This window comes from Nocardia asteroides (assembly GCA_019930625.1).
In the GTDB taxonomy this organism is placed as follows: domain Bacteria; phylum Actinomycetota; class Actinomycetes; order Mycobacteriales; family Mycobacteriaceae; genus Nocardia; species Nocardia sputi.
Map to the genome: position 1 here is coordinate 5347055 of CP082844.1, position 12478 is coordinate 5359532.

General features: G+C 70.3%; 4 protein-coding genes. All 4 read left to right on the plus strand.

Features of this window, described 5'->3' with window-relative positions; genetic code table 11:
- Positions 1-6: 6 nt before the first annotated feature.
- The 4 genes from K8O92_24540 to K8O92_24555 are packed head-to-tail and all read left to right on the plus strand — an operon-like array spanning position 7 to position 12422.
- Positions 7-3924 (plus strand): amino acid adenylation domain-containing protein, encoded by a 3918-nt coding sequence (locus tag K8O92_24540; protein ID UAK31003.1) that lies wholly within the window; start codon positions 7-9, stop codon positions 3922-3924.
- A complete protein-coding gene (locus K8O92_24545; GenBank protein UAK31004.1) occupies positions 3911-4408 on the plus strand; it encodes an OsmC family protein in 498 nt (165 codons plus the stop codon). Before K8O92_24540 ends, K8O92_24545 begins: the two co-directional genes overlap by 14 nt.
- Positions 4405-11703 carry an acyltransferase domain-containing protein gene (locus K8O92_24550; GenBank protein ID UAK31005.1) on the plus strand — a complete coding sequence of 2433 codons (7299 nt, stop codon included), beginning with the start codon at positions 4405-4407 and terminating at the stop codon, positions 11701-11703. Before K8O92_24545 ends, K8O92_24550 begins: the two co-directional genes overlap by 4 nt.
- Complete coding sequence (locus tag K8O92_24555; GenBank protein UAK31006.1) at positions 11700-12422, plus strand: class I SAM-dependent methyltransferase; 723 nt, start codon at positions 11700-11702, stop codon at positions 12420-12422. Before K8O92_24550 ends, K8O92_24555 begins: the two co-directional genes overlap by 4 nt.
- The last annotated feature ends 56 nt before the right edge of the window (positions 12423-12478 follow it).

Consider the following 12478-nt stretch of genomic DNA (forward strand, 5'->3'; position numbering starts at 1 on the left):
CTGGAGATGGCGACAATCGATACAGAAGTTCGGCGTTGCGCCGCAACGGTTCTCGGAATCGATGCGGGCGGGATCGACGCACGGCGCCCCTTGCAGGAACACGGGCTGGATTCCTTTCTCGCCGCCCGTCTGCACCTGCGTCTGGCCGAACGCACCGGGGTGCGCGTGCCACTGGAAGCCTTCGTCGGAGCCACGCTCGACTCGTTGGTCGCGGAGATCGAAAAGCGCAGGGAATCAGTCGATTCGACGCGTCGAGAGACCGTCTCGCCGACGCCGCCCGTCGCGGCGTCCGAGATCGTCGTCGAAGAAGAACTGACCCCCATCCAGGCGTCCTACTGGGTGGGCCGCGAGGCCGGCATGCCGCTCGGGGGGGTGGCCACGTTCTACTACTTCGAATTCGACCGCGATCCGGAACGATTCGTGGCAGCCGACGCGCGGGCCGAAGTCGGCGCGCTGGAGACGGCGTGGAACACGGTGGTTGCCCGCCACGACATGCTGCGGGCCATCGTAACCGACGACGGCCGTCAACGGGTGCTGCCGCCGGGGCGGCGCTACCGCATCGAGGTCACCGACCTGCGGGATCCCGCAGGCGATGCCGCCGCGGCCTTGGCGCGGCTGCGCCACGAGAAGTCACATCAGGTGCGCGATACCGCGACAGGACCGTTGTTCGACATCCACGCCGCGCTTCTGCCGTCCGGCGCGCTGCGGCTGTTCGTCGGATTCGACATCATCGTGCTGGATATGGCTAGCTGGATTCAGCTCATGCGGGAGTGGGGTGAGTTGGTCGCCGATCCGGACGCGGCGCTGCCACCGCCGCCGACCTCGTTCCTCAGTATCGTGCGCGCCCGCCGGGCGGCCGAGGCGGGCCGCCGGGAACGGGATCGCGCCTACTGGCAGGAGCGGCTGGCCGGCCTGCCGCCCGGCCCTCGGCTGCCCTATGCGGTCGCACCCGAAACGATTCGCACCGCCCGATTCCGGCGCCACGAGGCGCGGCTCGCACCGGAACACTGGACGGCTCTCGGCTCTCGCGCCGCGCAGCGTGGCCTCAGCCCTACCGCGGTGCTGCTCGCGGCTTTCGGACTCACCTTGTCACGGTGGGGAGCCACCGACGCGTTCTGCCTCAACGCCACCCTGTTCGACCGATCCGACGAAGGCGGGGACAACGAGGGCGTCGTCGGGGATTTCAGCACCACCGCGCTGGTCGAGATGCCGGCCCCGAACCCGGGCGATTGGCTCGGGTTCGCCGACTACGCTCGCCGCGTCAACACGCGGTTCTGGGCCGACCTGGAACACCGCTCCTACAGCGGCGTCGAGGTGCAGCGCGAGCAGACCGCCGACCTCGCGCCGCGTTACCCGGTGGTGTTCACCAGCGGGGTCGGTCTCGGCCAGGCCGACGGCCCGGCCGCGGGCTGGTTGGGCGACGAGGTGTTCGGAGTCTCGCAGACACCGCAGGTGACCCTCGACCACATCGTCTGGGACGAGGCCGGGGGATTACGGCTGGCGTGGGATGCCGTCGAGGAAGTCTTCCCGCCCGAGTTCGTGGATCGGATGCTCGCCGCCCACGCCCGCCTGCTGCGGCGGCTGGCCCAGGACGAGACCGCCTGGGACACCGCGGAACTGGGTTGGAACCCGTATTTCGAGACGGTGCGACCGCTTCCATCCGGACTCGGTGCCGGGTTGCTCACGGACCTGCAGCGCCACCAGGTGGCCGAGCGGCCGGAGTCCGCGGCTGTGCTCTCCACCGCAGGACTGCTCACGCACAGCGAGGTGTCTACACGGGCGCGCGCGATCGCCGGGCGGCTGATCGCGGCCGGTGTCCGACCGCGCGATCGAGTGGCGGTGCTCGCTCCCAAATCTGCGGATCAGATCGTCGCCGTCTACGGGATTCTCTGGGCTGGAGCGACATTCGTCCCGATCGAGCCGGAATGGCCCGCCTCCCGCATTGCCTCGGTCTGTCGCCGCGCCGGGATCGGACATGCTCTCGCCGTACCCGGTGTGGAGCTGCCGGAAAACGTCATCGCGCACCCGCTCGACGCTCCTGGCGGTGCCGTCAGCGTCGGCGAGCCGATCGCCACCGCGGACGACGACCTGGCCTACGTCATCTTCACCTCCGGATCGACCGGTGAACCCAAGGGGGTGGCCGTCGAGCACCGCGCCGCCCGCACCACGATCGACGACATCAACGATCGCTTCGGCATCGGTCCGGGCGATCGGGTGCTCGCGCTGTCGGCGCTGAGTTTCGATCTGTCCGTCTACGACATCTTCGGCGTGCTCGGCGCGGGAGGGGCGCTGGTACTCCCGGACGCCGACCGGTTGCGCGATCCGGGCCACTGGTGCGAACTCGTCGCCGCTCACCGGGTGACGGTGTGGAACACGGCCCCCGCGCTCGCGGAGATGCTCGTCGAATACGCCGAGGCCGACCCGGCGGCGGCCGCGCGGCTGCGGTCGCTGCGCGTGCTGCTGCTGTCGGGTGACTGGATTCCGCTGTCGCTGCCCGGTCGGCTGCGCGCGGTGATCGGTGAGCAGGTGCGGGTGATCAGTCTGGGCGGCGCGACCGAAGCCGCCATCTGGTCGATCTGCCATCCCGTTCAGGAAGTGCGGCCCGAGTGGACCAGCATCCCGTACGGCAGGGCGCTGCGCGAGCAGTTCTTCCTCGTGCTCGACGAGGACGGCCTGCCCTGTCCGGTCGGCGTACCGGGTGAACTGCACATCGGAGGGGCTGGTCTGGCACGCGGGTATGTCGGGGACGACGAGCAGACCGCCCGACGTTTCATCCGGCACGACCGGCTGGGAGAGCGGCTGTACCGCACCGGTGACCTGGGCAAGTGGCGGCCCGACGGCGCCATCGAGTTCCTCGGCCGCGTCGACCGGCAAGTCAAGGTCCGCGGCCACCGCATCGAGCTCGGGGAGATCGAGGCCGTACTCCACCGGCATCCGGCCGTGCGCCGGTGTGTGGCGGCGGCGGTACCGGGGGCGGACGACCGGCCGCAGCTCGTGGTCTACGTGGTGGCCGGTGACTCACCGGCGGACACCGCGGAACTCACCACCCACGCGGCGCGTCACCTGCCGCAGTACATGGTGCCGTCCCGGTGGGTGCTTCTGGACGCCGTGCCGTTGACATCCAACGGCAAGGTCGACCATTCCCGATTGCCGAACCCGTTCCGTCGCGAGGAAGCCGAGACGGGAACCACCGCACCGGCCGAATACAGCCCGGCGATCAATGGACTTCCGACCGAAAACGGACGACCGGATCCCGGCCGAATCGCCCCGGTGGCCGCTCCAGCGCCCGCCCGGGGGACGGCCGCCACAGCCGGCGATCTCGCCGCGACATCGGTTGCGGCGGAGGAACAGGCGAGCACACCGGCCGACGACTGGCTGCTGCACGCGGCGCGACAAGCCGAGGCGCTGGGACTGACGTTGACACTGCGTGCGCAACCCCTCGACGGCGTCACCGGGAACAACGCCGCCGAGTGGGTCGGTCGTCTGCATACGGCGGCCACGGCCCGCGGCCTCGTCGCCGAGGCGCACTACGGCGACGCGGCCGAGCTCGTCCTCACCGCTGCGATGCCGACCATCACGGCCACCCGCGCGCGAATCGAATCCGCGGTCGTCGAGGTCTTCACCGACCTGCTCGGCCCAGGTTTCGCGGCGACCACCCCGTTCAACGATCTCGGCGCGACCTCCCTGACCCTGGTGCGGGCCCATCGCAAGCTGCGGCACCTCACTTCGGTGCTCACCGTGCCGGACATCTTCCGGCTCGGCACCGTCCGGCGGTTGACGGACTGGATCGTCGACCACACCGATCAGGAGACCTCGACCCGCGAATCCGGCGCCGTGTCGATCGATCTCACCGACGCCATAGCGCGCGGCCACCGTCGACGCGCCCACCGATCGAAAGCGAGGCTCGCGGATGTCGTTCGCTGACACCGTGTTCCGGCTGCGCACCGCCGCGAGCCGCGCGGCCGACCGCAGACAGCGGTTCACCGTCCGTGCCGAACACCGTCCGGATACACCCACCGAGATGCGGGTGCGCATCGGCAAGCACACCCTCGTGGTCGACGAACCCGTGGCCGCGGGCGGCGGCGACGCCGGTCCCGACCCGATCGGGATGGCGCTGGCCGCACTGGGCACCTGTCAGGCGGTCACGTACCGCTTCCACGCGGCACGGCTGGGTATCGCTGTCCATTCGCTGTCGGTGGACGTCGACGCCGACGTGGACCTCGGGCCCGTCTTCGGGCTCGCCGAGCCGGTGCAACCGGGTCGTATCCGGGTCCGTGCCCGGGTGGGCGGCCCGCACGAAGCGGCCCGGTATCGCGAGCTGCACCAGCTCGTGGAGGCGTCCTGTCCGGTGCTGGCCATGATGCGGGGCCACCTGGCGGTGGACTCGGAATTGGAGATCGAATCGTGAACGACGACAATGCCGTCGCCATCGTCGGGATGGCCTGTAGATTCCCGGGCGCACCGGACCTGGCCGCCTACTGGGACCTGATCGCCTCGGGCCGGGAAGGTCTGACCCGGTTCGACGACGCGGAGCTCGCCGCGAGCGGGGTACCCGCCGAACTGCGCGAGCACCGCAACTATGTGCCGGTCGGGGCGGTCATCGACGGACAGGACCGATTCGACCCGGAGCATTTCAGCATCGTCGCACGCGATGCCGCCCTGATGGATCCGCAGCTGCGGCTGCTGCTGGAATGCGCGTGGGACGCCCTCGGCGACGCCGGGCACCGCGGTGGCACCGGACTGGACGCGGTCGGCGTGTTCACCGGGGCCTCGCACAGCGACTATCTGGAGCACAACCTCATCGCCTACCGCCAAGGCGCGCAGCGGGATCCGCTCGGTCGGCTGCAGGCGGAAACGGGCACGCTCACCGACTACTTCCCCCAGCAGATCGCCTACCGGCTCGACCTCACCGGCCCCGCGGTAGCGGTGCAGGCCGCCTGCGCCACCTCGCTGGTCGCGGTACACCTGGCCGCGCAGGCACTCCTGTCGGAGGAGTGCGATGCGGCGCTGGCAGGCGGTGCGTCACTGATCGTCCCGCAGGGCCGCGGCTACCTGCACGTGCCCGATGCGATCTTCTCCGCCGACGGGCATACCCGGTCGTTCGGGGCGGACGCGACCGGCATGGTGCACAGCCAGGGCGTGGGCATGGTGGTCCTGCGGCGGCTCGCGGACGCGCTGGCCGACGGCGACCCGATCTACGCGGTGCTGCGCGGCAGCGCGCTGAACCACGACGGTGGCGGTAAGGCCGGTTTCACCGCCCCATCGGCGGCCGGGCACGCGCGTGCGATCAGCGAGGCGCTCGCCGTGGCCGATATCGGGATCGACGCCGTCGACCTGATCGAGGCACACGGCACGGCGACCGCCCTCGGCGACCAGATCGAACTGTCGGCGCTGACCGCGGTCTTCGCCGACCGCACGGCGCCCGAGCCGATCGCCTTGGGCTCGGTGAAGAGCAATATCGGCCACACCAACAGCGCGGCCGGGATCGCGTCGCTGATCAAGACCGCACTCGCCCTGTGGCATCGCCGCATCCCCGCAACCCTGCACGCGCGTCCCGCCCATCCCGATCTGGAACGCAGGCGCGGGCTGTTCGAGGCCGTCGAGCACACCCGGGACTGGCCGGAGCGCGACGGCACCAGGATCGCCGGGGTGAGCTCGATCGGCATCGGCGGCACCAACTGCCACGTGCTGCTCGAACAGGCGCCCCCGCACGGTGAGTCGAACGACCCCGATCCCGACCTGCGCGCACAACTGCTGTTGATCTCGGCCGCAGCGGAGTCCGGATGCCGAGACCAACTCGCGCAGGCCGCGACCGTCGTGACGGCCGACGCGAGGGCCGACTACGCCTACACCGTCTCGAGCGGCCGGCATTCGGACTCCGGATGGCGTGCCACCGCACTATTGACCGCTCAGGACCCGGGCCCGCGCCCGATCGCCCTCGCACAGGTACCGCCGAGGCGATCGGACATCGTCTTCGCCTTCCCGGGAGCGGGTGCGCAGTATTCGGGGATGGGTGCCGGGCTCTACCGCGACGAGCCGGTGTTCACAGCCTGCATCGACGACTGCGCCGATGCGCTGAACCCCCTACTCGACTACGACATCCGCGAAATCGTCACCGGCCACGCCCCGCAGCAGGACGTCGACGACGTGCGCTACGGGCAGCCTGCCCTGTTCGCGGTGTCGCTCGCCACCGCGGCGACTCTGCGCGGCTACGGCATCGAACCCGACGGTGTCATCGGCCACAGCCTCGGCGAGTACGCGGCCGCGGTGGTCGCGGGAGTACTCAGCCTGCCCGACGCCGCGCGCCTGGTGGCGGTTCGATCGGCGGCGCTGGCCGATGCCGCGCCTGGCGCGATGCTGGCGGTCCCACTCGCCGAGGAGGACGCGCGCGCGGCGCTGGCACGCTACCCGGAGATAGCGTTGGCAGCGGTCAACGGCCCGGATGCCTGTGTGGTCTCCGGACCCGCCACGGCTGTCGAGGCGTTCGCGGCCGCCCTCGGTCGAGCCGGAATCCGCTCGAGCAGGCTGCACGTCGCAGCGGCCCTGCACTCGCCTGCCGTGGCGGCCGCGGTCCCGCCGCTGCGCGCCGCGGCGGCGAGCGTCCCGGTCGCACCGGCTGCTCTGCCGCTCTACAGCACTCTCACCGGCCGCAGGACCCGATCCCTGGACGCCGAGCACTGGGCGCGGCACCTGCGTGAACCGGTACTCTTCGCCTCTGCCTTGCGGACCGCGACGGCGGCGGCCCCGACCACCCTCGTCCAGGTAGGGCCGGGCAGCACCCTCGCCACGCTCGCGCGCCGCAACGCACCCGAGGGCCTCACCGCCGCGCTGAGCACCCTGCCCGAGGCCGAGGAGCGGACGGAGGGCGCCACCGCCGACCGTGCCGCGCTGCTCACCGCCGTAGGCCACCTCTGGTGCGGCGGTGCGGATATCGATGTGGCCGCCCTGCACCGCCGTCGCCGGCGTGTCCGCCTGCCCGTCCACCCCTTCCAGCGCCGCCGGATCTGGATCGATCCGCCTGCCGTCGGCGAAGTGCCACCGGCCGAATCGGATCTCGTGGTATCCGATCGCGTTGCGGAGACGAACGGGTTCGCGACCGTCGTCGAACCAGAGGTGCGTTCCGAGCTCGTACCAGAGGTGCGACCGGAGCTCGTATCGGTGGTGAGCGCACCGACCGAGTCCCCGGCGGCGGTCTTCGAGCCGGTCGCGTCGTTCGCCGCACCCGCGCTGTCCAACGGTGCTCTCGTTGCTACGGCGCCGAACGACATTACGGAACGTCCCGACGAACCCCCGCGGTTCACCGTTCCGGAAGAGGAGACGATCGCCGCCCTCTGGGCGGACACGCTGGGCGAGCAGGTCGACGACGCCGAAGCCGACTTCTTCGCGCTCGGCGGAACCTCCATGCTGGCGACGCGCATGTTGGACATCCTCAACGAGCGGGAACGCACCGATATCCGCATGCGCGAGCTGCTCTCGCACTCCACCGTGGCCGCCTTCGCCACACTGCTGCGAGATCGCCGCCCGCCGATGCCCGCGGCGAGCGTCGATTCATCCGCGTCTCCCGCCGCCGACATCCAACCCGTTCGTCGGGACGAGATACCGGTCGTAGAGGCGGATCCCGCCGTATTCCCGCTGACCCGGGTACAGCACGCGTACTGGGTGGGCCGATCGGGCGCGTTCGGCCTGAGCGACGTGTCCTGTCACATCTATCTCGAATACGATTGCGACAAACTGGATCTGGAACGCTACGAGCAGGCGTGGAACCTGGCGATCCGGCGACACGAGATGCTGCGCGCCGTCATCACCGAGGACGGACGCAACCAGATCCTCGCCGAGGTGCCGGAGTTCCGGATTCGTCGCCACGACCTCACCACCTCCGCAGGCCAGGCGCGCGAGGACACCCTCACCGAGTTGCGGCGGCGGCTGTCTCATCGGGTGCACCGTCCCGACCGCTGGCCGCTGTTCGATGTGCGTGCCGCGGTACTGGACGACACCACCACCCGGCTGTTCCTCGGAATCGACGCCCTCATCTGTGACGCCGGGAGTTTCCTGGTCCTCGACCGCGACCTGCGTCTGCTCTACACCGACCCGACGGCCGAATTGCCGCCGCTGCCGACCCGGTTCGCCGACTACGTGGCATACACCGAGTCCCGCTCGGACTCCGCGGCCCGGCGGCGGGCGATCGACTATTGGCACAGCCGGATGGAGGACCTGGCCGGTCCGCCCGACCTGCCTACACACACCCGAACCCAGGCCCAGCCGTGGTTCGGCCGCCGCGATGCCCGGCTCGCACCCGAGGAATGGCAGCAGCTGCGGCGGTTGGCCGCCGATCACGGTGTCACACCCTCGGCGGTCCTGCTCACCGCCTATGCGGACGTGCTCGCCGCCTGGTCCGGCGACGACCGGTTCACCCTGTCGCTGACCCTGGTCGACCGGCCGGTGGCCCTGCCAGGCATAGACTCCGCGATCGGCGATTTCACCACGCTGCTCGCCCATGAGGTGGACCGCACCGCCGGAGGAACCTTCGCTGAACGGGCCGCACAGACCCAACGGCGCCTCTTCGATGACATCGACCACCGCGAGTACTCCGCGCTGGATCTGCTCGCCGAACTGTCCACCCGCACCGGGCAGCGCAGGCTGCTGCCGGTGGTGTTCACCAGTGCGCTCGATGTCGCCCAACTGGTCGGCGGCGCCCCGGACCTGGAGTGGGCGGGCCCGATCGTGCACGGGGTGAGCCAGACCCCGCAGGTGTGGCTCGACCACCAGGCATTCGTCCACGCCGGTGGTCTGCAACTGCAGTGGGATGTCCTCGAAACCGTCCTCGATTCCGCGGCCGCGGATACGGCGTTCACCTCCTATGTGGCGTGGCTGCGCCGCCTCGCCGCGGCTCCGGAGGCGTGGACCGCCCCGGACGCCGCGATGAGCCGGGCAGAGGGGGACGAGGACGTCACCGACGCCGTGGCCGCCATCTGGACCCAGGTGCTCAACCTCGACGCCGGTGTCGTACGGCCCGACTCCACATTCGTGGGCCTGGGCGGCGATTCGGTGCTGGCGGTGCGCATGGCAACCATGGTGCGCCAGCGACTAGGCGTCGCTGTGCCCGTGGCGGAACTGGTAGGGGATCTCTCGTTCGCCGACCTCATCGCGCTGATCGACGAACGTCGCACCGGTATCGCGGTAACCGCCGTCGAACTGACACGGCAGGCCGACCCCACCGCACCGTTCCCGCTCACTCCGCTGCAGCAGGCGTATTGGGTGGGACAGCAGCACGGATACGCACTGAGCTACGACTCAGCGCACAACTATGTCGACTTCCGGCTCACGGGCATCGACCCCACGGTTCTCGACACGGTGGTGCGGCGGCAGGTGGAACGCCAACCCATGCTGCGGGCGATCTTCCTGCCGGACGGCACCCAGCAGGTGCTGCTCGCCGACGACCCCCGATTGGCCACTCTCCCCATCACCCACCTCGACCTGCGGAGCGCCGACGCCGGTGAGATCGATCGGCGGCTCGCCGCCATCCGCGCCGAACTACAGCGCACCGGCCCGCGAATGGATCCGTGGCCGTTCACCATCACCGCCGCCCGGCTTCCGGGCGACGCAGTGAGCCTGCATATCGTGTGCAGTCTGCTCGTGGCCGACGGATGGTCCGTCCAGTTGATGTTCACCGAGCTGTTCACCTACCTCGACGACCCGAATACCGTGTTGCCGGCGCTCACCGCCCACTTCGGCGACTACGTGGAGACCGTCTCCCGGCAGCGTGACGAACCCGAATGGCAGGCACAGCGAGACTGGTGGTGGGAACGGATCGACGATCTGCCGCCCGCCCCGGCGCTGCCCTTGGCGATGCCGTTCGACCAAGTGCGCCCCGACACTCTGGAGCGTCGCGAATTCCGGGTGACCGGCGAGCGCATGGCGGTTCTACGCGATCGCTGTGCCGAGTACAACATCACCCCGACCGCCGCGTTCGCCACCTGCTGGGCATTGGCGCTGGCCCGGTTGGCCGGGCACCGCCGGTTCCTGCTGAATGTGCTGTATCTCAACCGGTTACACCTGCCTCGCGATCTCGATCACGCCATCGGCCCCTACGCGGGCACGGTGCTGCTCGATATCGCCCTGCCCGTCCGGCCGACGTTCCTGACCGCCGCACGGCATGTGCAGGAGGCTACCGCCACCATGCTCGACCACGGACAGGTCACCGGCGTGGAGGTGGTGCGGGAATTGGCCCGGCGCCGGCGCGACACCGCCCCTCAGGCCCCGGTCGTCTTCCACAGCACCCTCGGGTTGCATCCGCCGGGCGGCACCCCCGACACGGTCGGAGTACGCGACTTCTACCAGCGCGTGCGCACGCCGCAGGTGGCCCTGGACATGCAGGTGTTCCAGTGGGACTGGGACGATTCGGTGGCGGTGAATCTGGACGCCGTCGCGGAACTGTTCCCGCCGGGCGTGCTCGACACCCTGTTCGCGGAGGTGTGCGATACCGTCACCGCGCTCGTGGACCGGCCCGAGACCTGGACGGCGCCGGTCGAGTTGCCCGACACCGAGAAGCCCGCGCCCACGGCAGGTGCGCCGAGTCCCGCCACGGTGAGCGGCCCGCCCGCCACCGCCACCGAGCGCGCCATCGCTGAACTGTGGGAGCGGATGGTGGACGCCCCGCTCGATATCGACCGTGGTACCGACTTCTTCACCGCCGGGGGAGATTCCGTCCTCGCCATCAGGATGCTCAACCGCCTGCGCGGGGAACTCGGCCTGGTGGTGACGCCGCGGGAGTTCCTCGCCGACCCGACCCTGGCCGCGGTCGCCACCGCCGCGCGCCAGGAGGCTCCGGAACAGCCGCTTCCACGCGACTGCCTGGTCCCGCTGCGCGACGGCACCGGCCGACCACTGTTCCTGATCCACCCGACCGGTGGCGACGTACTCTGTTACGTCGATCTGGCCCGGACACTCGATACCCGCGCACCGATCATCGGCATCCAGGACCCGGAACTGGTCGGCGCGCCCGGTCCGGAGACGATCGCCGAACTGGCACGGGTGTACGAGGGCGTGGTGCGGGCTCACCAGCCCGCCGGTCCGTACCGCATCGGCGGCTGGTCGATGGGCGGGATCATCGCACACGAGGTGGCCCGGCGGCTGCGCGCGGCCGGTGAGACCGTGGAGGCGCTGGTCCTGCTCGACTCGAATATCGCCGACCGCATTCACCATGTCGACGGGCGCGGGTTCTGGACGCGTTATCTCGGATCGCTGGCGGCGTTCCTCGAATTGGATATCGACACCGGCATGTTCGGACCCGACTTCGACCGGGCGCCGGATGACCTGCAGCGCGCCGAGGTCCGGCGTCGACTCGCGGACGCTGGCCTCGTCGAACGCGGCGCTCCCGCCGATCAGCGGCTCAAGGAGGACGTCTTCCGACGTCATCTGCGAGCGCTCGGCGCGCACCAGACCGGTGATCTCGACGGTGCTGGACTCGACATGCTGTTGGTGCGGGCCGAGCTGCCCGCGCCGCACAATTCCGGGGTCGGCATGGGAGTCGACGACTGCGGCGATCTCTCGGACCTCGGATGGGCCGCGCATACCGACGTCGTAATCGATTCCCGGCCCGTCGCCGCGCATCACTACGCCCTGCTGCGACCGCCCGCGGTCGCCACGGTCGCTCATCTGGTGTCGGAACTGCTTGCGAGCCTGGAAGAATCGGAGAAGCCGTGACCGACGACTACGCCGCCGCGGCGGAGTTCTACGACCTCATGGCCACACCGTATGTGGCCGGAGTGGAACCGGTGCTGACGAAGCTGCTCGCCGGGGTGGACACCATCGCCGGACCGGTCGCCGATATCGGGGCGGGCACCGGACTGTCCACCATGCTGGTCGCCGACGCGCTACCCGACGCGCGGATCGTGGCGGTGGAACCGGCCGCCGCGATGCGCGCGGTACTGCTGTCGAGACTGGCGGCCCGCAAGGACCTGCGTGAGCGAATCACCGTACTGCCTACGGGTTTCCTGGATACCCGACTGCCCGCGCGGTGTGCGGCGGTGGTCGCTCTCGGGGTGATCGGGCACTTCGACGCCGCCACCCGTCCGCGGGTGTGGGCGGCCATCGCGGACGCACTGGTCCCGGGCGGTGACGCCGTGGTGGAAGTGCAGCGTCCCGGTCGCGTCGAACCCTCAGCGGAACGGCGCTACACCACCGCCCGCGCCGGTGACCTGCGTTACGAGGGCTGGAGCCGGGCCGACCCGGTGGACGCGGACTCCCTGATATGGCGGATGACCTATCGCACCTACCAGGGCGACCGGCTGGTGCAGGAGGTACGCACCGAACACCATGTCTGGCCTGCCGACGCCGACCGGCTCACGGCCGAGGCCCGTGCGGCCGGGCTGCGGCCTGCCGACGCCGACCCGGCGACCGGGCTGTTGCGCTTCACCCGCTGACGATTCACCGCAGCCGCTGGTGCGGCCGACGCCCGCTTCCTGGACCACCCGACCCG

Bases quoted from the DNA above. Each gene is read 5' to 3' on its own strand.
- K8O92_24540 (UAK31003.1), top strand. From the start codon at position 7: ATGGCGACAATCGATACAGAAGTTCGGCGTTGCGCCGCAACGGTTCTC.
- K8O92_24545 (UAK31004.1), top strand. From the start codon at position 3,911: ATGTCGTTCGCTGACACCGTGTTCCGGCTGCGCACCGCCGCGAGCCGC.